The organism is Clostridium sp. AM34-9AC (assembly GCF_003480225.1).
GTDB classification, from domain to species: domain Bacteria; phylum Bacillota; class Clostridia; order Lachnospirales; family Lachnospiraceae; genus Acetatifactor; species Acetatifactor acetigignens.
Window position 1 is genome coordinate 8,290 of the sequence record NZ_QUIU01000005.1, and the last position, 23,624, is coordinate 31,913.

21 protein-coding genes are annotated in these 23,624 nt (G+C 44.9%); 20 read left to right on the forward strand and 1 reads right to left on the reverse strand.

Translation table 11 applies throughout. The annotated features are described in order from the left end of the window. Positions 1–274 (forward strand): TrmH family RNA methyltransferase (locus DW835_RS18325; protein ID WP_279221264.1); only part of this gene is annotated, 274 nt, incomplete at its 5' end. A gap of 9 nt (positions 275–283) precedes the next feature. Here DW835_RS18325 and DW835_RS04190 read toward each other — a convergent pair. Then, positions 284–982 (reverse strand): DeoR/GlpR family DNA-binding transcription regulator, encoded by a 699-nt coding sequence (locus tag DW835_RS04190; protein ID WP_118538883.1) that lies wholly within the window; start codon positions 980–982, stop codon positions 284–286. A gap of 247 nt (positions 983–1,229) precedes the next feature. Between DW835_RS04190 and DW835_RS04195 the strand changes: the two genes are divergently transcribed. The 19 genes from DW835_RS04195 (at position 1,230) to DW835_RS04285 (ending at position 23,600) form a co-directional block, all read left to right on the forward strand. After that, positions 1,230–1,919, forward strand: a complete 690-nt coding sequence (locus DW835_RS04195) for a ribulose-phosphate 3-epimerase (protein ID WP_243037046.1) — start codon at positions 1,230–1,232, stop codon at positions 1,917–1,919. A gap of 4 nt (positions 1,920–1,923) precedes the next feature. Next, complete coding sequence (locus tag DW835_RS04200) at positions 1,924–2,736, forward strand: alpha/beta hydrolase (protein ID WP_118730751.1); 813 nt, start codon at positions 1,924–1,926, stop codon at positions 2,734–2,736. A 20-nt stretch (positions 2,737–2,756) separates the two neighbouring features. After that, positions 2,757–3,836: a galactitol-1-phosphate 5-dehydrogenase gene (locus tag DW835_RS04205; RefSeq protein ID WP_243026410.1), complete on the forward strand. Its 1,080-nt coding sequence runs from the start codon at positions 2,757–2,759 to the stop codon at positions 3,834–3,836. 20 nt (positions 3,837–3,856) lie between these two features. After that, positions 3,857–5,476: a ribulokinase gene (locus tag DW835_RS04210; RefSeq protein WP_118538887.1), complete on the forward strand. Its 1,620-nt coding sequence runs from the start codon at positions 3,857–3,859 to the stop codon at positions 5,474–5,476. Continuing rightward, entirely contained in the window at positions 5,473–6,078 is a 606-nt protein-coding gene (locus DW835_RS04215; RefSeq protein WP_118538889.1) for a histidine phosphatase family protein, read from the forward strand. The genes DW835_RS04210 and DW835_RS04215 overlap by 4 nt, the downstream gene beginning before the upstream one ends. 95 nt (positions 6,079–6,173) lie before the next feature. Next, the gene (locus DW835_RS04220; RefSeq protein ID WP_118538891.1) at positions 6,174–6,890 is read left to right on the forward strand and encodes a GntR family transcriptional regulator; all 717 of its coding nucleotides are present in this window, start codon (positions 6,174–6,176) and stop codon (positions 6,888–6,890) included. Positions 6,891–7,137: 247 nt separating this feature from the next. Then, complete coding sequence (locus DW835_RS04225) at positions 7,138–8,592, forward strand: extracellular solute-binding protein (RefSeq protein WP_118669292.1); 1,455 nt, start codon at positions 7,138–7,140, stop codon at positions 8,590–8,592. Between the two features lie 118 nt (positions 8,593–8,710). Then, positions 8,711–9,643 (forward strand): sugar ABC transporter permease, encoded by a 933-nt coding sequence (locus DW835_RS04230; protein ID WP_243037047.1) that lies wholly within the window; start codon positions 8,711–8,713, stop codon positions 9,641–9,643. A gap of 12 nt (positions 9,644–9,655) precedes the next feature. Next, positions 9,656–10,525, forward strand: coding sequence for a carbohydrate ABC transporter permease (locus DW835_RS04235; protein ID WP_243037048.1), 870 nt, complete (start codon positions 9,656–9,658; stop codon positions 10,523–10,525). 3 nt (positions 10,526–10,528) lie between these two features. Continuing rightward, on the forward strand, positions 10,529–11,140 hold the full coding sequence (locus DW835_RS04240; protein ID WP_118669291.1) for a hypothetical protein: 612 nt from the start codon (positions 10,529–10,531) through the stop codon (positions 11,138–11,140). After that, positions 11,137–12,993, forward strand: coding sequence for an FAD-dependent oxidoreductase (locus DW835_RS04245; RefSeq protein ID WP_118669290.1), 1,857 nt, complete (start codon positions 11,137–11,139; stop codon positions 12,991–12,993). Before DW835_RS04240 ends, DW835_RS04245 begins: the two co-directional genes overlap by 4 nt. Before the next feature lie 109 nt (positions 12,994–13,102). Then, positions 13,103–13,963 (forward strand): sugar phosphate isomerase/epimerase family protein, encoded by an 861-nt coding sequence (locus tag DW835_RS04250; protein WP_207665409.1) that lies wholly within the window; start codon positions 13,103–13,105, stop codon positions 13,961–13,963. A gap of 1 nt (position 13,964) precedes the next feature. Then, positions 13,965–15,431, forward strand: a complete 1,467-nt coding sequence (locus tag DW835_RS04255) for a leucine-rich repeat protein (RefSeq protein ID WP_118730752.1) — start codon at positions 13,965–13,967, stop codon at positions 15,429–15,431. Between the two features lie 26 nt (positions 15,432–15,457). Beyond that, positions 15,458–16,813, forward strand: coding sequence for a sn-glycerol-1-phosphate dehydrogenase (locus tag DW835_RS04260; RefSeq protein ID WP_118669287.1), 1,356 nt, complete (start codon positions 15,458–15,460; stop codon positions 16,811–16,813). A 2-nt stretch (positions 16,814–16,815) separates the two neighbouring features. Next, positions 16,816–18,174: an FAD-dependent oxidoreductase gene (locus DW835_RS04265; RefSeq protein ID WP_182430235.1), complete on the forward strand. Its 1,359-nt coding sequence runs from the start codon at positions 16,816–16,818 to the stop codon at positions 18,172–18,174. A gap of 221 nt (positions 18,175–18,395) precedes the next feature. Then, entirely contained in the window at positions 18,396–19,268 is an 873-nt protein-coding gene (locus tag DW835_RS04270) for a sugar phosphate isomerase/epimerase (protein WP_118669285.1), read from the forward strand. Between the two features lie 122 nt (positions 19,269–19,390). Further along, complete coding sequence (locus DW835_RS04275) at positions 19,391–20,083, forward strand: MgtC/SapB family protein (protein ID WP_182430236.1); 693 nt, start codon at positions 19,391–19,393, stop codon at positions 20,081–20,083. A gap of 164 nt (positions 20,084–20,247) precedes the next feature. After that, the gene (locus DW835_RS04280) at positions 20,248–22,098 is read left to right on the forward strand and encodes an FAD-dependent oxidoreductase (protein ID WP_118730754.1); all 1,851 of its coding nucleotides are present in this window, start codon (positions 20,248–20,250) and stop codon (positions 22,096–22,098) included. Between the two features lie 50 nt (positions 22,099–22,148). Next, entirely contained in the window at positions 22,149–23,600 is a 1,452-nt protein-coding gene (locus DW835_RS04285; protein ID WP_118730755.1) for an extracellular solute-binding protein, read from the forward strand. Positions 23,601–23,624: the final 24 nt, after the last annotated feature.

Consider the following 23,624-nt stretch of genomic DNA (forward strand, 5'->3'; position numbering starts at 1 on the left):
CTGGATGGCAACCACAAAAGCGCACCAGACCTACACCGATGCGAAATTCGGACCGGACGATTACATCATGTTCGGCAAGGAAAGCGCCGGAATCCCCGAAGAGATCCTGGTAGAGCATGAAGAGACCTGCATCCGTATCCCTATGCTTCCCGAGATCCGTTCCCTGAATCTGTCCAACTCTGTAGCCATCGTGCTCTACGAGGCACTGAGACAGCAGGGGTTTGAAAGTATGCAGAGGGATGGAGAACTGCACCGGCTGCACTGGAAAGAATAACTCTGATAGTTACAGGTCGGTAATATAATCGTCCAGCTGTGATACATTACATAAGTTGTAGCAATAGACCTGACCGATTTTATTATGATCACATAGAAAAATATGTTTGCGGCTTTGTTGCAGCATGACCTGACGAATGTAAGTTTCTTCCCGGGATGCATCGGTGATCTGACCGCTTTCCGATACTCCACGGCTTGAGAAAAACATAATATCAGCATTAAAATTCCGCACAAAATCAGCGGCAAAGTCTCCTACATACGCCGAGGAATTATGAAGAAGCAGTCCTCCCGTACAGTAAATTCTATGGCTCAGGGAATTCAATTCCTGGGCTGTTTTCAGACCATTTGTAATAATGGTCAGATTCTGATAATTTTCAAAATATTTAATCAGATATTGTGCAGTCGAAGAAGCATCGAGAAAAATTGTCTGGCCTTCCACAATATGGTGGGAGGCTTTTTCGCTGATGATTCTTTTGGCATCCGTATTCTGACGCTCTCGTAGATATAAGGGCAGTTCCTGATTGGCACCATCCAAAAGAATGGCTCCACCATGGAGACGTTTTACAAGTCCCTTTCGCTCCAGTTCTGAGAGATCTCTGCGCATGGTTGCTTCGCTCACAAACAGGCGCTTCGCAAGAACATTTACCGGTGCAGTCTTTTTTTCTCTTAAATATTCCATTATTTTTTCAAAACGTTCTACTTCTAACATATGTTTACTCCTGATTGAAAATGATTGAATATGTATGAACTATGCTCTGTTATGCAAGGTGGCCGCCACCGGTTGCATTCACAGAGGAGAAAGATATACTAAGAGTAAAGATACAGAACTTCGGAAAATAAGCTATATAAAGGATCTGTATCTTAGTAATACTATATGGTATACCAACGGAAAATTCAATACATATTTATGAGCGAATTTGTTCATTTTGAAAAACGAAAGGAAAAGGAACAGAGAAATGCAGGATAAAATGGAAGAAAAAATAATGATTGCACCGTCTATCATGTGTATATCGGAATGGCACGATACGAAGAATATTTTCCGACAATTAAAGGTAAATGGAATTGCGATGATACATGCTGATGTAATGGATGGAAAATTTGTTCCGAATCTGATGCTCGGAACAGAGAGTATCAAACATTTAAGAGAGGTAACGGATATTCCCCTGGATATTCATATGATGGTCGAAAAACCCGAAGAAAAACTGGATTGGTTTGATATTCAGCCCGGTGAATATGTGTCTGTTCACGCAGAAAGCACAAGACATTTGCAGAGAACACTGGCAAAGATCGCGGATTATGGGGCACATCCCATGGTTGCGCTGAATCCAGCTACTCCGCTCTGCATGTTGGAGGATGTGCTGGATGATGTATCCGGCGTATTGCTGATGACGGTTAATCCCGGTTTCGCCGGTCAGAAGTTGGTTCCGCAGACGCTGGGGAAAATAACCCGTCTGAGAGAACTGCTGGATAAAACCGGACACGAAGAAGTGTTTATAGAAGTGGATGGAAATGTAAGTTTTGAAAATGCACCTAAAATGTACCACGCGGGTGCAAGAGCTTTTGTATGCGGCACTTCCAGTATTTTTGGGAAAAATGGATCTATCGAGGAAAATATAGCAAAATTTAAAAAAAGTATGGAGGAATAAAGATATGATTTGTGAAACATTTGATATTAAGAATGAAAATTCACAGGAATATGCAAGACTGAATACTTACTTAATCAGTCATTCTGATTCTATTAAAACGGAGACACGCCCGTTGATTATTTTGTGTCCGGGAGGAGGCTATTGGTTTACTTCGGAACGGGAGGGAGAAATGCTTGCATTGCAATTTGTGGCAGCAGGATTTCATGCAGCTATCTTGTGGTATTCTGTGAAACCGGCTACTTTTCCTACCGCACTGCTGGAACTTGCCAAAAGTGTAGAACTGGTTCGGAAACATGCGAAGGAATGGTACGTAGATCCGGATAAGATTGTTGTAGAAGGATGCTCTGCGGGTGGACATCTGGCGGCAAGTTATGGTGTATTTTGGCATGAGGATTTTGTAAGTAACAAACTACAGGTATCAAAGGATATTTTAAAACCCAACGGAATGATTCTTTCTTATCCGGTAATTACTTCCGGTGAATTTGCACATCGTGGTTCTTTTAATAATTTGTTGAGAGATCAATATACAGAAGAAATGTTGGAAAAGACATCTTTGGAAAAACAGGTAAATGAATATGTCCCACGTGCTTTTATTTGGCATACCTATGAGGACACGGTGGTGCCGGTGGAGAATTCGCTGCTATTTGCCACAGAGCTTCGCAGACATCATATACCGGTAGAATTCCATCTTTTTGAAAGGGGATGTCATGGACTTTCTCTGGCAAATGAGTTGACGGATAATCCTCAGGGAGAGCGGATACAAAGAGAGTGTGAATGCTGGATAACAATGGCAATTGCATGGATGCATAACTTATAAAAGCTAAAAGGAGAAGAACCATGAGTGAGACAAAAAATATTAAGAAAATGAAAGCTGTCAGATTACATGCCATCGGAGATCTCAGATGCGATGAAATGGAAGTACCTGTGCCGAAGGGAGAAGAACTTTTAATCAAAGTGGGCGCCTGCGGTGTATGCGGTTCCGATTATCCGAGAACCTATGAGCATGGTACCAGCAGCGGAATTTATCCGTTGACCATAGGTCATGAGTTCGCAGGAGAGGTTGTCGCAGCGGGATCTAAAGAGAATGAAGCACTGATTGGAACCAAAGCTGCAATTTATCCGTTGATCCCCTGTCGGAAATGTGATCCCTGCGTGACGGGAAACTATGCTATGTGTGAGCATTATGATTATCTGGGATCCAGAAGAGACGGTGGATTTGCAGAATATTGTCTGCTTCCGTCCAAATGGCAGCTGATCGTAGCAAAGAATGCATCCATGGAAGAACTGGCTATGACAGAACCGGCTTGCGTTGCACAGCATGCAGTACGAAGAGCAGATGTACAGGCAGGTCAATATGTGGTCATCTTTGGAGCAGGACCAATCGGCATTATGGCTGCCCGCTGGGTGAAGTTATTTGGAGCGACACCTTTATTGGTGGATATTGCACAGGATAAAGTAGAATTTGCCATAGAAAAAGGACTGGATGCCATCAATTCCCGGACAACCAATGTATCGGAAGAAATTCGCAACAGAAATCATGGAAAACTGGCAGATGCAGCCATTGAGGGAACCGGAGCAGGCGTGGTATTGAGCAGTTGTGTGGAATGCATCAGAGCAAAAGGAACCATTTCTCTGTTAGGCAATCCCTCCGGAGATGCTACCCTTCCACTGGCAATTCACAGCCAGATGCTGCGTAAGGAACTGGCCATCCACGGAGTATGGAATTCCAGTCGTGCGCCGTTCCCCGTGAATGAATGGATGTATACCGTACAAATGCTGGATGAAGGAAAATTCCAGGTAAAGGATCTTATTACGGGAAGATATTCCCTGGATGAACTTCCGGGTGTAATTGATGAGATCCATAACGGCAAACATCATGAAGTAAAAACCATGTGTACCTGTATGCCAAAGGAATAAAGCCCAATAGGAGATCATGTATGAGAACAGTTTCAAAGACAGTGATTGGCGTGGATTTTGGAACCCAGTCTGCCAGGGCAGTGCTGGTAAATGCAGAGAACGGCGAAATTATATATTCCTGTCGGAAAGAATATCACTATAACAGTACACCGGTACCAGCAATTGACTGTGCGGAAAATCTTCCCTGTGCAACGGATTATGAAATGACTTTATATGAGTTACTGCGTAACGTAATACCGGAAGAATATCGGAAAACGGTAGCGGGGATCTGTATCGATGCCACTTCTCTGACAATGGTATTGCTGGCAGAGGATGGCCGGGCACTGTCGGAGCTGGATGGATGGTCGGAAGCAGCCCATGCCAGAGTGAAACTGTGGAAGTATCACCGGGCGCAGGAGAAAGCAGACGAGGCACTGAATCTGGCAAGCAATCTGCAGGAACCTTTTTTAGGGAGAACCGGAGGAAGTATTTCCTGTGAATGGATGCTTCCGAAACTGCTGGAGGTGCGGGATGAGGCACCGGAGATTTATTCCAAAATAGATCTTGCAATGGATTTGTGTGAATTTCTCACCTTTCGGCTTACGGGGCAGTTGGTAAGAAGTATTGGATCTCTGAGTTATAAATGTTTATGGGCAGAGGATCTAAGCTTTCCCGAGCGAACTTTTCTGAATGGACTTCGCGCAGGATTTTATGAAGAATACTGTCATTTTCTCCGAGGTGATGTTCGTAAGCCGGGAGAATGCGCAGGAATGCTTCGATCGGAATTAACTAAAAGATGGGGACTGCCGGAGCAGATTCCGGTAGCAACGGGTATGTTGGATGGGCATACTTCCCTGGCTACAATGGGCGCCTTCGAACCGGGAGATGCTGCATTGATTGTAGGAACATCCAATGTGTGTACGGTGCAGGATCGAAAATTGCAGGAGTTAAAGGATGTATGTGGCGTTGCACAGGATGGGATGGTAACCGGAAGCTGTGGCATTGACACCGGTCAGAGCAGTACCGGCAATATGCTGGGGTGGTTTGTGGAGCATATGGCGGGTTGGCAGATACACCGTGAGGCAGAAGAACGGAAGATTTCTCCTCATCAGGTTCTTGCTGAACGAATCCAAAAACCCTGGGAGAATAAAGTAATAGCGGTTGACTGGTGGAGCGGCAGCAGAAATGCCCCTTGTGATCTGACACTGCGTGGAAGCATGTCCGGTCTCGAAATGGATACCAAAACACAGGATATCTATCTGGCGTTATTACAGGCGATTGCCTGCGGAACCGGAACTATTTTGGAAAGTCTCTCCGGACAGGGTGTAGAAATCAGAAGAGTATTGGCAACGGGTGGTATTACAGAGAAAAATCCTCTTCTGATGCAGGAATATGCCAATCTGTTGCGTCGGGATGTCCTGGTGGCGAAGACAGCAGAAGGCCCGGCGCTAGGAGCGGCAATGTTCGCAGCAATGGCAGCCGGAATTTACACAAATATTCAGGAAACTTATGATCATATGGGCATTCATGATTTTACGGTCTATAAGCCGGATGAGATACATCGGGCAGCTTATGAAGAACTATACAGAAAAAATAAACATCTAAGAAATATGCTCAGAGGAGTCTCGGCAGAAGGGCTAAATCTCGAGGTGAATTCATGAAAATTTATCTGGTAAGACATGGGCAGACGGACTGGAATTATCAGAAGAAAATACAGGGACAGCAGGATGTGGATATCAATGAGCAGGGCATCCGGCAGGCAGAAAAACTGGCGGAGATATTGAAAAATGTCCCCTTTGAATATGCAGTTTGTTCTCCTCTGACCCGCGCCCATCATACTGCGGAAATTTTGTTAAAATATCATTCCGTTCCTTTGTCCTATGATGAACGTCTGAAAGAAATCTATTTGGGAAAATGGGAAGGAAAAACGTATAAAGAAGTAATGACGCAGGAGAAGAATCCGGTATGGCAGTATTTTCACTGTCCGGAAAATTATCATCCGGATGGAGATATGGAATCTCTGGAGAAATTGTACCGAAGAGGGGAAGCGTTTGTGAGAGAAGTGCTGTTTCCGTTGGAGGATCATTACGAAACAATTCTGGTGGTGGCTCACGGTGGATTGATTCGGACCATTTTGAATCCGATTGTGGGATATTCTGTTCATGATTTTTGGAAACTGCCGCTGGAGAATTGTTCTACCGAGATCCTGGAATGTAAAGACAGGCAACTGACTTTATCGAAAAAAACAGAAGAAATTGCGTAAAAATCACCATGTGGCATATGTTGACATCTTCTTTACATGTCGGTATACTAATACTAATAAGTTAAAACAAGTTGACAGTGTAAGGAGGTGGAGAAGTGGCATTATATCATAAGATTGCAGAATTTATCATGGAAAAGATCAAGACGGAAGAATGGAAGAAGGGACAGTTGATTCCATCCGAAAAGGAGTTTTGTGAGCAGTTTCAGGTAAGCAGACCTACGGTGAGGGCAGCAATCGCCTATCTTGCCAATCAGGGATATCTGGTGACGGTCAAGGGTAAGGGTACATTTGTGTCGAAACCAAAGATTGTGGAGGATACCACGGTATTTTTGGAGAGCTTCAGCAAGGAAATGGCAACAAAGGGTATCTCTGTGCAGACGGAAGTATTAGAACAGCGGATGATTGCGGCAGATGAAGAAGTGGCTTCCAAACTGAAGGTACCGTGTGGGGATGAGGTCATCAAGATTGTGAGACTTCGTTATGTGAAAGATTCCTTTCATGAAGGACCGATTGTGTATAATATCTCTTATTTTCCGAAGAAGTTTTCATTTCTGTTGAAATGCAATTTTGAGGAAGAATCCCTGACGGGAGCATTGACACGGAATCATGTGGAACGCCATCATCTGGAAAAGAATATTGATGCGGTTCTCTTAGAGGGGAAAATTGCCAGGATTTTGGGAGTAGAAGAAAAAAGCCTGGGGATACTGATCAGCGCGGTGTGCCAAGAAGCAGATCGAAAACATGTAATGGAGTACACGCTCAGTTATTATCCCTCGAAACGTAATAAGTTCGTATTAAAGATCAACGTGTAATTACCGAACAAAAAGAAAGGAAGAATACCATGCCTGAAAAGGTGTGGTATTTTTTTACCTGATTTTTGCTCATTTTTTTCCATATAACTATATTATTGCAACATGTAATGACAAATGTAAAAAAATGAACAATATAAACAACATGTATTGACAAGTAGTTGGGAAAAATATATAATAATAACATACATAAGAGCTCAACATGTAATCACATGTGGATAAACGAAAAATTGATATTGGAGGATGAGTTATGAAGATGAAGAGAATCATGGCACTAGTGATGACATCAGCAATGGTCATGGGAACCCTTGCCGGATGTGGTGCAAGCACAGACACAACAGACGCCACTCAGTCGCAGAGTGAAAGCAGTACTGCTGTTACAGCTACGGAAGCAGCTTCCGGAGAAAAAGAGTGGTACGGAACCGAGGATGGCAAGACAGTTACTTTACAGTTCTGGGGAGGTATTCAGCCGGAATACGGATATGATGAAATTGTTGAAAATTTCAATAAGGAATATGCGGATAAGGGTGTACAGGTGGAATATAACCGTTATGTTAACAACTCAGACGGAAACCTTCAGCTGGAGACTTATCTGATGGCAGGTGAAGATGGCGGCGTTGATGTATTCATCGGCTACGGAAGTAAAAACGCATTGGCAACCCGTGCAGATGGCGGATTGTTATATGATTACAGTGATTACCTGGATTCCATCGGATTTGATATCGGTAAAGAGTTGGGTGAAAATACCAAGGCAAATTACGTGTTTGATAACGGCGAAGTCTGGGGACTTCCTACTAAATTTGATAACAATGCATACCTGATGGTTAATAAGGATATGTTTGATGAGGCAGGAATTGAGCTCCCCTATGAAGGATGGACATATGCGGAATTTAGAGATGCTGTGAAAAAGTTGACTCACGGTGAAGGGCAGGATAAGGTGTACGGTATCTGTTGGGGCTTTAATTTTACCAAAGCTGCACAACTTGATTACATCAGCGCTGTTCTGGGAACAAACGATACTTTCACCGATGATACTATGAAAACTTTGAACTGGGAAAATCCGGTATACGTAGAAGGATTTAATCTCATCAAAGATGTCTGTGATGAAGGATATGCACCGACCATGGAGGATGATATCGCAGATGCTCTGACAGTACAGTCTACTTTCCTGGAGGGCAAGTGTGCTATGTTCGGTATCTTCTCCCAGCTGAGACTGGCAATGGACACCGAGACCTATCCTCATGATTTCACCACTGCGTTAATTCCTTTCCCTGTCCCCAGTGAAGATTACGCAGAGTTCTATACACAGGACCAGGCAAACTACTCCGGTGACTTTATGTGTATTTCTGCAAGTACCCCTTATAAGGAGGCTGCATGTGAGTTCGCGCGCTGGTACATTCAGGGAGGTATGACTCCGCTAATTAAAGCAGCCCGTTATCCGTTGTGGTTAGGAACCGATATGGATGCTATTCTGGATTATGTTGAGCAGTCTGCAGGAGACTCTGTTGATATTGATTCCTTGAAACATTTGTTTAGCACTGACCGCTCTTCTTATATCAAGAAGAGTTATGTAAACGACAAGGGTGGAGAACTGGCTACCATTCTTCATGAGGAGTGGGAAGATTTCATGTATGGTGTGACACCTACTGCCGAAGAAGCATTAAAGAAAGCAACAGATAGAGGAAATACTCTTCTGGCAGAATAACCGATAGCGGATGTATGCCGGCTATGATTACAGGGATGCTGCTTGTAATACTACACTGTGGCATCCCTGTTTTGATAATCGGTATAAACAATATTTTAAGTAGAAAGAGGTATCTGCTATGTGGAAAACAAAAGCAATCAATCGAGAACTTCCGCCGGGGGCAGGAAAGAAGAAAAGACAGCGAAAAGAAGAGGGAATGGCAATACTGTTTCTTCTGCCCAGTCTCCTGGGCCTGGTACTTTTAAGCCTGATTCCCATGCTGATTTCCCTGTACATTTCGCTGACAGACTGGGTGTATACAGATGGACTTGGTAACTGGAATTTTGTAGGACTTCAGAATTTTGTAGATCTGTGGAAAGACAGCTGGTTTCAGAAATCTCTCTGGAATACTGTTATTTTTACCATTGTCACAGTGCCGTTAACTATTATTCTGGCATTGGTCATTGCGGCGCTGATTGATAATTTCTGCGCTGACAGAACCGCAGGTGTGGTGCGAATTGCACTATATATGCCCCATATCTGTAATATTGTAGCAACATCTACCATTTGGAAAACTATGTATTCCACATATGGACCTTTTACAAATCTGATGAGAGCACTGGGCTGGAGTGATCCTCCTAGATTCCTGGTAAGCTATACCTGGGCGCTTCCGGCGATTATGCTGGTTGTCATCTGGGCAAAGATTGGATATTCCGTATTTCTGTATGGGGCAGCCATGCAGTCATTGCCTTCCGATCTGTACGAATGTGCATCTTTGGACGGTGCAAACGGATTCCAAAAGTTCCGGAAACTGACGGTTCCACTTTTGGCAAATACTACATTTTTTATCACCATTACAAGTATTATCAGCAGTTTCCAGGTATTCGGTTATATCAATGTCATGACCGGAGGAGGTCCGAAGGATTCTACTTATGTGCTGGTGTATTACATTTATAAACTGGCATTTGACTATCACAAGACAGGATACGGTTCTGCAGTGGCAGTTGTCCTTTTCCTGATCTTACTAATTATCACCATTATTCAATATGTTCATAATAATAAACAAGATTAAGGAGGCGGAAAAATGGCAAATACGAAAGTTGTGGGAAGTAATACTCCGAAAAAAAGATTTTTCCGATTTCTTATGGTGATTTTAATCATCGGACTTTGTTTACTGATGCTTTCTCCGTTTATCTGGATGATTGGAGCATCCCTCAAAAAAGAAGCCGATGTTATGAAACAGGGAGTTGGATTATTCCCTACCTATTGGTATCCTCAGAACTATTTACGGGTGCTCGGGTTTGCGGGAAAAACAAATTATCATTTTTTACAGGGTTATTGGAATTCTATTAAGGTGGCTGCTATCTCTGCACTGGTAGCGGGGATCAGTAGCTGTCTGGCCGGCTATGCCTTTGCAAAATTGAAATTCCGTGGCTCTAATGTACTGTTTTTGCTGTATCTGTCCCAGATGATGATACCTTCACAGCTGACTCTGATCCCGCGGTTTGTAATCTTCTCCGCAATCGGTCTGGTGAATACGCATTGGGCACTGATCTTACCTAAAATTGTGGCAGTAAGCGCTACCTTTATGATGCGTCAGGCATTCTTAGGAACTTCTGAGGAGTTACGGGAAGCTGCCAAAATCGACGGTGCCAGTGAGTTCCGCATTTTCTATCAGATTATGGTGCCTATCATAATTCCCACCATTGCGGCAGTATGTACCACACAGTTTGTAAGTTCCTGGAACAGTTATCTGGATCCTCTGATCTTTATCAACAAATCAGCACTTTATACCTTGCCGTTGGTGCTGGATAACTTCGTAAGTATGGAGGCAACACAGTACGGACTGATGATGGCAGCCTGCTGTCTGGCGACGGTCCCTGTATTTATTGTGTTCCTGTGCGGACAAAAATTCTTTATTAAAGGTCTTACCGTAGGTGCGGTAAAGGGTTAAAAAATGAAACAAAAAACGAAGGGTTATATTGTAGCAGTCATCAGTATCTTGTTTTCAGCATTCCTCATTGTCCTGGCGCTTGCCCTGAGCAATCTGGCAAAGGGAGATATCAGAGAGAGGTCACAGGACGTAGAAGACTATCGGAAGTGGTCCGTGCAGGAAAAGTATACACAATTTCTGATTTTTCCGGAGAAAATTCCGGCAGAAGCAGAGGAAGTGGAGTATTACTATCAGTATGAAAGCGGATGGGGCAGACCTATGAGTCAGATTTATCTTTCCTACCGACTGGATGAGGACACTTATGCGAAAGAACAGGAGAGACTTTCCTCTCTTACTTATATAGACCGCACTGATGAAACAAGGTCTGTGGAGTATGATAAGACATCTTTCGGATATCCTGCATATGTCACTATTGCCGGATATGATTTTTGCTACGAGTACGCTTTGTTGAACGAAAAAGAACACACAATTGTATATATCTATGTGATGAATACCGTGTCAGATGATTTACAATTTAACGATGAATTTTTACCAGATTATTATATGGAGAACTTTGATGACCTGGCATATCAGGGAAAAGATCATTTTACCATATATGGAGGATATGACGAATGAATCTTCGATTTGAGAAAAAACACTATGACGTGATTGTCGTAGGTGGTGGCATGGCAGGTTTATGCGCAGCTATCGCCGCAGCAAGACAGGGCGTACATACGGCACTTATTCAGGCACGTCCTGTACTGGGAGGAAATGCATCCAGCGAAATCCGGATCCATATTTCCGGTGCGGACCAGTCATTAAAACAGCCTGATTATGCAGAGGGTGGCCTGCTCTACGAGCTGATGTTGGAAAATAAGAAAAACAACGAACAGTTCAGCTATTCCGTGTGGGATATGGTGATGTTTGAAAAAGCAAAGGAAGAAAAGGATCTGGAAGTCTTTTTTAACACAGTCATGTATGACTGTGAAACGAAGGATGACAGAATTGTTTCCATTTACTGTGTACAGGAAACCACGGAGATGCGCTATCAGTTATATGCACCGGTTTTCGTAGATGCTACGGGAAACGGGACACTGGGATATTATGCAGGAGCTGAATACAGAAAGGGAAGCGAACCACAATCTGAGTTTGGAGAATTGCATGCCCCCCAGCAGCCCAACAACTACCGCATGGGAAATTCCATTTTATTAAAAGCAAAGGATATGGGACATCCGGTGAAATTTACGCCGCCATCTTTTGCTAAAAAACTGACCGAAGAGCAGCTGGCGAAACGTATCCACTGCGTTCAGATGAGAGATACCATCAATTGTGATGATTCGCCCAACCCGGAGGAGTATAAGCGAACCTCCATGACCAGCAGTGCCTGTGTGGATTATGGTTACTGGTGGTTGGAGCTTTGTGGCGATGGAGAGGATATTATCACAGAGTATGAGGCGATTCGTGATGACCTCATTGCCTATGCTTACGGTATCTGGGATCATATTAAAAACAATAAGGAAGGAATCCACGAACACCATGCAGAAAATTATGCGCTGGAATGGGTGGGAGCACTGCCCGGTGTGAGAGAAAGCCGTCGTCTGGTGGGAGATTATCTGCTGTCAGAAACGGATATTCTGGAGCATAAAATTTTCGAAGATGCAGTCTGTTACGGGGGATGGTGTGTGGATCTTCATGCGCCGCACGGACTATTGGATTTCAACCTGCTTCCTTCTGACTGTAATTTTTATGACGGCGTATACACGATCCCTTATCGCTCTTACTATTCGAAAAATATTAAGAACCTGTACATGGCGGGAAGAGATATCAGTACCACCAGACTGGGACTGGCAAGCACCAGAATCATCGGATGCTGCGCCATTGGAGGTGAGGCAGTGGGGATTGCCGCTGCTCTGTGTAATAAATATGCCTGCAATCCGAGGGAGCTGGCACCTCATGTAAAGGAATTACAGCAGCTCATCCTGAAAGAGGATGGTTTTCTGCCGGGCTTTAAGAATGAGGATGAAAAAGATCTGGCACTTAAGGCAAAAATCACCGCTTCTTCCTGGGAACAGGGAGGCGAGCCGGAGAAGGTGGCGAACGGCATCTCCAGAAAGCTTGGAGAGGAACAGAATGGATGGGTTACGAAGCCCGGAGAGTGTCTTATCATGAAATGGGACGAGACGAAAGAAATCCGGGAAATCCGACTGACCTTTGAATCCAACTTTGCATATCCAATCCGCGTGACTATGGCACCTTTACGTCAGGCACAGCAGCGAAACGGTGTACCCGAGGAGTTGGTAAAAGATGTAAAAATCGAACTGTACCGGGAAGGCAAAAAGACGGGAGAAGCATTTGTAAAGGATAATTACCAGCGCCTGTGCAGTGTGGGAATCGGTGATGTACCGGCAGACGAGATTCGTGTGATCCCGGAATCCACCAATGGAGCGGAACAGGCTGTCATTCATGAAATCCGTGTGTATGCAAAATAATATTTTTTACCTGTGATGCAAAGTCGGCAGGTCATAGAAAGGCAGGGGTATTATTATGAGAATATCGACATCAACAGGAACTTGTGGCAGTGTTTTTTGGACACAGAAAATGTATTATTCCTGCGAGCAGGCAATTGAATCTATTGCAAAGGCAGGTTTTGACGCCATTGATTTATGCTTTGTGGCATACGGAAGAAAGGGGCTTCCCATGGATGCTCCTGACTGGAGAGACTGGGTAAAGCGGCAGAAGGAAAATTGTGATAAGCATAATCTTCCTGTGACCCAGGCACATGCGCATTATTATAGTGTGGCAGAAAGTATGAAATTTACAGCGCTGGACTGGGAAGACAATATCGGCAGGATCAAGAGAGATATTGAGGCAGCAGGTATGTGTCAGGTGCCCTGGCTAGTCATTCATCCGGATTCCGTCAATGATGAAGCGGGATATTCCAGGAAAAAATCTCTGGCAAGTGAGACGGAGCGTTTTAAGCGCTTCGGCGAACTTGCGGCGAAATATGGAACCGGAATTGCCATCGAGAACATGGTAGACCATCTGGGTATTGGATATGGCAGACGTTTTGGATGTAATGCTGAAGACCTGCTGGAGCTTCTGGATAAGTTAAATGCGGATGACATATTTGGTATCTGCTGGGATACCGGACATGCAAATCTGGCACAGGTCAACCAGCCAGCAGCGATCCAACAGATAGGCAGTCGTTTAAAGGCATTACATATCAACGACAACCGTGGTGAGAAGGATGATCATTTGCTGCCTTATCTGGGATATGTAGAGTGGACATCTCTGCTGAAGAGCCTGGCAGATGTGAATTACCAGGGAGATTTCACCTACGAAATTCACAATTTCACAGGTGGAATGAGCCCGGAGATTCATCAGCAGGGCGTGGAGTTCTCTGTACTGGTAGCGAGACAGATGGTCAGTGAAATCGAAAAAGGAATGAAAGAAAAATAAAATGGAAACAGGCAAAATGCGACTTTGCGGACAACAGGCAGTTTGGAACTATGAGGAAGAGAACGGGATCCTTACCATACAGGGTGTAGGAGCCATGGAGGATTATACAGACCCGGAACAGGTACCCTGGAATACTTTCATTCAGAAAATAAAAACCGTGGTGATCCGGGATGGAATTACTACCGTGGGAGATTATGCCTTTGCCGGCGGCAGCAATCTGCAGGAGGTCAGCCTGCCGGGCTCCGTGGAAATCGTTGGCGTATTCAGCTTTAAGGGCTGTACAGTGCTGAAGGAAATTGTCATTCCGGAAGGTGTCAGGGTGCTGGCATCCAAGGCATTTCAGTTCTGTAGTGCATTAAGAAAGGTTTATCTGCCGTCTACTCTTATAGACGTGGATATGCGGGCGTTCGGAAAATGCGAATCTCTGGAGGAAGTTTTCTATCAGGGAAGTGAGGAACAGTGGGAGCAGATCATGATCAGCCGGTCTGCATCCGATAATCAATATCTGGTGCAGGCCAAACGGCATTGCCTGGAAAGACAAAGCGCCAAACCATCGGAAGAAAGGCCGGAAGCACCGGATCGATATGAACAGATTATTTTAAAGATCCGAGAGGTATTGGATCAGGGCGGAGACGGGAAGTTCTACATTCTGGCACCCAAACTGTGGGAGCCGGGAATCCGGGCGAAAAGTGGTGATGCTACACTGCTGGTTTTCCCGGATGGACAAACAATGCTCATTGACGCAGGCTTCGTGGAGTGTGGAAAGCATGTGGTCTCCCTGTTAAGAGATCTGCACCTGACTTCTTTGGACGGAGTGGTGTTATCACACAGCCATGATGATCATGCAGGAGGACTGCAGCAGGTTGCGGAATATATATACGGTCAGGATGGTGGTTACATCGGCTGTTATTATCGTTCCGCATTTGTAAACAGTCAGCTGGAAAAGGCATTTTTTGACTATATCCGGGCGAAAGGAGCCAGAACTGTTACGGATGTAAAGGAAGGCTTTCACATGAGCATAGGTGGAGTGGACATTGCAGTCTACAATCCGGAAGAAGCCCTTGTGGAAAGCTGTACCGGCGCTGAGGAGGATCTGAACAATTTATCCCTTCTGATGAAATTTACTTATGGGAAGTCAACATTTTTAACCAGCGGGGATTTGTATCGTGATAAGGAACTGGAACTGATTGCCCGCTATGGAGAAGCGCTAAAGGCGGATGTGATGAAAGCGAATCATCATGGAGCCCATACTTCCAACAGTATGGAGTGGGTGGATGCCATATGTCCTTCCGTGATATATGCCTGTGCCGATGACATGGGAAGCACTCCTTTTGCCTGGAAGATGAAGGCAAAACATATTCGATATTATAGCACTTGTCTGAATGATTTGCTTTGTATCCGGCTGGATGCGGAAAAGCATGTGGAGGTTATGTCCCGGTTTGACAGGAAAGGACTCGGACTATTGTAAAGGCGAATGCCGGAAAGTGTGTTGGGATGAGAGAAGGAGTAGCGCAGTATCTGGGAAAAGCAAGAAAATGCAGCTGTGGTCGTGTTCACGAGACCCCGTTAAAACGGGTCGTGATTGAACAGGATGCTCTGCAGAAAGTTCCAGGTATTTTGGAGGAATTGGGTTATCATCGGGTATTCCTGGTGGCGGATCAGAATACCTGGAAGGCAGCAGGAGAAGCTTTGGAACAGGAGTTAGTGGAAGCGCAGATTGTCTGTGAAGCACTGGTATTTTCGGAGCAGGAGCCGATTCCCGATGAGAGTCATTTAGGAGAAATTCTGACCGCCTGTCCCCCGGAGACGGAAATCCTGCTGGCGGTGGGTACGGGAACCATCAATGATATGTGTAAATATGTCAGTTTTCGGTTGAAACTGGATTATATGATCGTAGCTACCGCCACCAGTATGGACGGTTTTGTATCCGTGGGTGCAGCTCTGATGCTTAACCATGTAAAGGTGACCAAAGATGCCCACGGCCCGGTGGCAGTCATTGGTGACACCAAGATTATGGCGGAGGCTCCCATGGAACTGATCACCGCCGGACTGGGGGATGTGCTTGGAAAATATACCTGTCTGCTGGACTGGAAACTTTCTCAGATGATCAATGGAGAATACTACTGCGATTATGTGGTGGACATGGTGCGCGGTGCGGTGGAAACGGTAGTGGAACAAGGTGCACAGATTAAAAAGAGAGATCCGGAGGCAATTCGGAGTCTGATGGAAGCTTTGGTGGTTACGGGAATTGCTATGTATTATGTGGGAAATTCCAGACCGGCATCCGGCTGTGAACATCATTTGTCCCATTTTTGGGAGATGCGTTTTCTCATGGAAGGCAGAAAACCGGTCCTGCATGGCACCAAGGTAGGTGTCGGAATGATCATTGTCACACAGATGTATCATATGCTGGCACAGGAAACGGTGGATTTTGCCGCAGCACAGAAAAAGGAGCGGAAAGTATCCGACTGGGAACAGAAGATAAAAACAAGTTACCTGGATGCCGCCGAAGGAATCCTGAGACTGGAACAGGAATGCGGAAAAAATAATATAGAGCAACGAAATCAGAGGCTGCAGATTATTGAAAAACGGTGGGAGGATATCCGGCGCACCATTGAAGAACAGCTTCCGGCGACAGAGCAGTTGATTGCATTACTGCAATCTTTGGATGCGCCCTATTGTCCCTGTCAGATCGGTCTCCCCATAGAGATGGTACAGGAGGGAATCGAGGTTGGTAAAGAGGTGCGGAACCGTTATACCCTGCTACAGCTTTTGTGGGATTTAGGTTTGGAAGAGACTTACAGTAAACAGATAAGAGCCTGGTTGGAAGAACTGGAGAAAAGAGGATGACCATGGAACAGATAAAAAAAGATGTGGTAGTGGTAGGCGGAGGTCCCGGTGGATTTGCGGCGGCAGTGACCGCAGCACGGGCAGGAGCTCAGGTCCTGCTGGTGGAAAGAAACGGTTATCTGGGTGGTCAGCTGGGAAGCGGACTTCCGTTTTTGGCATTCTGGGATATTAAGGGCAGACAGGTGGTGGGCGGTATTGCCCAGGAATTTGTGGACAGGCTGGAGCAGGCGGGAGCATCCTATGGACATGAATATTGCCCGCATCATCAGTCAGTTACACTGATACATCCCTTCTACTCCAGAATTCTGTGCTTTGAGATGGTAAAGGAAGCAGGAGTGGAGCTTCTCATGCACTGTGAGCTGGCAGATGTGAAAATGAAGGACGGAAAAATCCGGTCCATTATTGTGTCCGGCAAGGGACAGCACATTGAAATTACCGCAGACGTGTTTATTGATGGAACCGGAGATGGTGATTTAGGTGCATTAAGCGGAGCGACAACAGAAAAAGGAAACGAAAACAATGTGATGCAGCCGCCTACCCTGATGTTTAATCTCGGCGGTGTGAATTTTGAGGAGTTTTGCGATTTTATCGAACAACATCCGGAGGAACTGCCCTATGATGTACTGGACAATATTGCCCAGGGATATAATGCGGATTTCTTCCGGAAGACCAAGAGTTTTATTTTCCTGGGGATGCATCATCTCCTGGAGGAACTTCGGAAAAAGGGCGAATGTCCTGTGGACCGTGAGACTGTTATTTTTATCTGTCAGCCTATGCCGGGACAGGTAGCCGTGAACACGATCCGTCTGTTGAATTTTGACGGCTCCAATCTGCATGATTTAAGCAACGGGGAAATGGAAGCTCACCTGCAGATTCCGAAACTTATGAAGATGTTCCGGGAAAATGTGCCCGGTTTTGAAAACTGTTATCTGGATTCCATCAATGCTTCCATTGGCGTCCGGGAGAGCCGGAGAATCAAGGGTATCAAGATGCTGGATCATCACGATGCAGTGGCTGGGAAAAAGCCGGAGGACAGTATTGCATTATGTGGATACTTTATTGATATTCATAATGGTGCAGGTGCCGGAACGTATCGTGTTACCATTGAAGAGCCTTTTGGAATCCCCTATGGATGCCTGGTGTCTGCGGATATTCCCAACCTGATGATGGCTGGAAGAGATATCAGCGTGGATGCAATCACCTTTGGTTCCACTAGAATCATGAATGAATGTATGGCAGTGGGACAGGCAGCGGGAGAAGCGGCTGCAATGGCAATAGCATCCCATTGTGAGCCGGAAAAGGTAGATGTGGCAGAACTTCGCAGACATTTACTAGAACAGAAAGCAATTTTGTCTGTATAAAACCGTAATATAAAATAATAAGAATGACCGGTACAGTTTGCAACAAAAGACTATTCCGGTCTTTCTTACTAAATATGTACGTACAATAACGCGTATTTTACTTAAAACGATAAAATATATGCTTTATATGTATTGACATATTATATAAGTGAGTATATAGTGAGAACTACAGAATTATGGAAGAAGCAATTCTTAAAAAGAAAAAGAATGGAGGATAAAAAATGAAACTCGCAACATCAACTAACATTATGGATTTCGATGATAAGAGACCTTATCAGATTCCCATTGACGTGTCCACCAGGGCTTGTGCAAAGGCGGGATATAAATATGTAGATGCATGTCTTTGCAGCCATTGCAGGGAAGGACAACCCTTAAGAGGAGAGAACTGGGAAAAATGGATTGCGGATACCGCAGCACTGGCAGAAGAACTCGGTGTGAAATACATCCAGGCACATGCCTACTGGACCATTGGAAATGCATTTAATGCGGATCTGACCCGTTCGGACGGAGAGCTGGGAGAGGAGCTTATGCGACGCAGTGTCCTGGCAGCAGAAGCATTGGGAGTAAAGTGGATGGTAGTTCATCCTTACACTGTAAGACGTAACGGCGGCGGTTATGATTACAGAAAATCTTTTGAATATAACAAAGAATACATGAAGCATTGGGGTGAAATTTTTGCGGATCATCATGTGGGAATGGCTATCGAAAATATGACAAAGCCTACCCATTACGGCAGCTGTGCGGAAGAACTGCTGGAGCTGATTGATGTCATTGACAATCCGAATGTACAGATATGTATTGATACCGGTCATGCAAATATGGTGGGTCTGAATGTTCCCGATATGATCCGCCAGGTAGGTTCTCATCTGAAGGCTACCCATATTAACGATAATTACGGTATCAAGGACGAGCATTTTTCACCGTTCAACGGAACGATTCCCTGGAAAGAGGTAGTGCAGGCTCTGCGGGATATTGACTACCAGGAGTGTTTTGCTTTTGAAACACACCACCTTACCAGTATGTATCCCAAGGAGGTACAGCCGTACCTGGTAGATTTCTCTTATGCGCTGGGAGAATATCTTCTGAATCTGTAATTTTGTAATAAAAAAGCGCTGTAAAACAGCAGATATTTTAAATGATAACGAAGGCCGGTACAGTTCGCGATAGGAGACTATGCCGGCCTTTCTTATATGGAAGTATGAAAGGAGAAATACATATGCAGAACTTTGCGAATTATTTTGCGGAATTTACGAATGGAGCCATAGCTTTGCGGCTGCTGCTTGCGGCTGTATTGGGTTGTGTGATCGGACTGGAGAGAGCAACGAAACATCATCCGGCAGGAATGCGGACATTTGCATTAGTGTGTCTTGGAGCGGCGGCTTCCGCTGTCGTCAATATCTATCTTGGGACAGCCCTGGGCGTCGGAAGCACAGATATGGGGCGTATCCCAGCCGGCGTGGTCAGCGGTATTGGCTTTCTGGGGGTGGGAACCATCATTATTACCGGGAAAAATCAGGTCAGAGGACTGACAACGGCTGCCGGATTATGGGCAACGGCAACGCTTGGAATTATGTTGGGATCCGGAATGTTGGAAGTCAGTCTGATGATGTTCGTATTGATCATTGTCACGATGTTCGGAATTGCCAGAGTCAGTCGTGTGCAGGAGCAATACAATCGATACATTGGTCTATATATAGAAATTGATAAGTCGATGACAAGGGGAGTCTATGACTATATCAATGAGTTTGGATATGAACTGAGATCCGTGGAGAAAAAGAGGGATAAGACCTTAAAAGGATCGGATATTGTCCTTATAATGATGCTGGATCTGAAGAAAAGAAGAAATCATGCAGAGGTTTTGTCAGAAGTGAGTCAGATAGAGGGTGTTCATTATCTGGAAGAAGTATAATTTGAAGTATATTTGTATGGTTTTAATGCAGAAAAAAGGCAATTTTCCTATTATGTCACTAAATATTACAGACATTTATAGCATAAATTTTAAAATATGTATTGACATATTGCACGCATAAGCATATTATATAGACATAAGTTACAACATAAAAGGTGAACGAAATGTCAGAGAACAGAAAAGTTAAAAAAGCTGAATATGATGTTGTAGTAATCGGTGGTGGAATGGCTGGCATCTGTGCGGCACTTGCATCTGCAAGACACGGAGCCAGGACAGCGTTGGTGCATGACAGACATGTACTGGGAGGAAATGCATCCAGTGAAATCCGAATGCATATCTGCGGAGCATCCGAGAATCTTGCGAAACCGGAGCTTGAAGAGAGCGGAATTCTCCATGAAATCATGCTTGACAACAAGAGCAGAAATGATTATTTTAATTATTCGATCTGGGATATGGTATTATTTACCGCAGTGAAGAGTCAGCCACATCTGACAGTGTATCTGAATACCGCGATGGAGGATTGCCGGATGGAAGGCAATGAGATCCGTGAAATCGACGCATACCAGCTCACGACAGAGACACATTGGCAGATCAGAGGGAACATATTTATTGACTGTACCGGCAATGCGACCCTGGGATATTATGCAGGAGCGGAATATCGTACCGGCAGCGAGGGAAGGGCAGAATTCAATGAACCGGATGCGCCGGAACAGGCCAACAATGACCGTATGGGAAATACGCTGTTATTCAAGGCGGTGGACAGAGGACATTCGGTGAATTTTAAACGACCGAAGATCGCCAGACATTTTACGGAAGAGGAACTCAAATACAGAACACACTCTGCCGTGCACGAAGCTAAGACAAAGGGAGATGTGGATAAGGCATACTTACGTATGACCTCCTACAGTACCTCCTCTGTGGACTATGGATACTGGTGGATCGAGCTTCCCGGCAAGACAGAAGATATCATAGATGAGTATGAAGAAATCCGTGATGAGTTGGTGTCTTGTATCTATGGGGTATGGGATCATCTGAAAAACGGTGGTGACCATGGAGCCGAGAATTATGATCTGGAATGGGTCGGTATGCTGCCCGGTGTCAGAGAGAGCAGGCGTCTGGTAGGAGATTATATATTAAATGAAAATGATATTTTGTCCAATAAAGTATTTGAGGATGCAGTGGCATACGGCGGCTGGGCGATGGATATCCATACTCCCGGAGGTCTATATGATTTTGATGAACTTCCTTCCAGAGTTGTCAGCTTTGACGGAGCCTATACGATTCCGTACCGGTCATATTGCTCCAGAAATATTCCCAATATGATGATGGCGGGACGAAATATCAGTGCTACCAAAATGGCAATGGGATCCACAAGAGTTATGGGAACCTGTGCCATAGGAGGACAGGCAGCGGGAACCGCAGCGGCACTTTGCATCAAATATCACTGCGGGCCGAAAGATATGCCGGAGCACATGGAGGAATTGCAACAGCTTCTGCTGAAGGATGACTGTTATATTCCGGGTTATCGAAACACCGATCCGCAGGATCTGGCGAGAACCGCGCAGATCAGTGCAACCTCTGCCAGAGAAGGGTTCGCTCCGGAGAAAGTGATCAACGGAGTGTCCAGAGATGAAAACGGAATTCGAAATATGTGGAGCTCCGATGGCATAAGCCCGGAAGGAGAGACGTTAACCTTAAAGCTTGCCTCGGTGAAAAAAGTATCCCAGGTCAGACTGACGTTCGATTCCAACTTTAATTATCCGATTAAGATTACTTTATCGAAGAAACGTCAGCTCCAGCAGAGGATAGGAGTACCTCCCGAATTGGTAAAAGATTACACTGTGACACTCTGGCGGGGAGAACAGAAGATGGCAGCACAGAAAGTGACAGAAAATGACCAGAGACAGAACGTTGTAACTTTTGAGCCTACGGAATGTGATAAAGTAACCATTACGATTCATACCACCAATGGGGAAAAAGACGTACATATTTATGAAGTAAGGGTGTATTCCTGAGAAAAACTCAGGTTAACCATAGAAAACTAAAATGTAGGAGGATTACAATTATGAAGAGGAAAATTGCACTTGCATTGACAATGGCAATGTTAGGTACCTGTCTGGCAGGATGTGGACAAGTAGATACAGACACAAATGCATCTACAGAAGCCGCAGGAACCGCAGCAGCAGAAACCACAGAATCCGAGAAGGAATGGTATGGCACGGAAGACGGAAAGACGATCACGCTTCATTTCTGGGGTGGTGTTCAGCCGGAGTACGGATATGATGATCTGTGTGCCAACTTCAATGAGGAGTACAAAGACAAAGGACTTCAGGTAGAATATGTAAGATATGTAAATGATGATAACGGTAACCTTCAGTTGGAGACCTACTTAATGGGCGGTGGTGATGTCGATCTGTTCATTGGCTATGGCGGACGTGCCAAAATGGACAAGCGTGTAGACTCCAACCTGCTGCTGGATATGTCCGGTATGCTCAATGATATCGGATTCAATCTGGATGATGAGCTGGGTGTGGCAAATATGGCAGAGTATCACTACGATGATGGTGCCGTATATGGATTCCCTACCAAATACGAGAACTCAAGATGGATTCTGATCAATGAAGATATGTTTAAGGAAGCAGGACTGGATATTCCTTATGATGGATGGACCTATTCCGAATTCCTTGCGGCTGCCGAGAAGCTGACACATGGCGAGGGCCAGGATAAGGTATACGGAGTATGCTGGGCACGTAAGCAGAGCGGTAATAGTATTCTGAATGCATTAGACGCTGTACTGGGTGCAAATCAGATTTACAAGAATGAAGAAGGTACAGAGGTAAACTTCGATAATGATGTATATCGTGCAGGTCTTAACCTTGTAAAAGAGACGCTGGATAAGGGTTATGCGATTCCCATCGAAGATGAATTCTCCGAGGATCTCAGCGTTGCCAATACGTTCCTTCAGGGTAAATGTGCCATCATGCTTGGTGTAGCACAGATGAGACTGTGTATGGATCAGGAGAATTATCCTCATGATTTCATGACTGCACTGGTACCAGCACCCGTTCCCGATGATGAGAAATACAACACCGAATTTTATCGTAAGCAGATCGGTACTACCGGTGCAGGAGACCTGCTGAGCATTTCAGCAAATACAAAGTATCCGGAAGCAAGCTTTGAGTTTGCAATGTGGTATTTAAAGGGTGGTATGTCCCCTCTGGTACAGGGCGGAAGAATCCCTCTGTGGAATGGTGTTAATAAGGATGAAGTATTGAGCGTACTGAAGGAGAAGGCACAGGGCTCCATTGATATGGATTCCATGGAGAACTATCTGTCTCTCGATACTACGCAGGGTGTTGCCGCTATTAAAGGACATGCTTCCTCTGAAATCAGTTCTGCCTGGTTCGAAGAGTTTGATGCTATGTGCTATGGAAAACAGTCTGCAGATCAGACCGTTCAGAACATGGAGAAGAGAGGTAACGAACTGATCCAGACCGAATTAAGCAGTCAGAAGTAAAAAAATAAAAACAGCAGTGGGAAG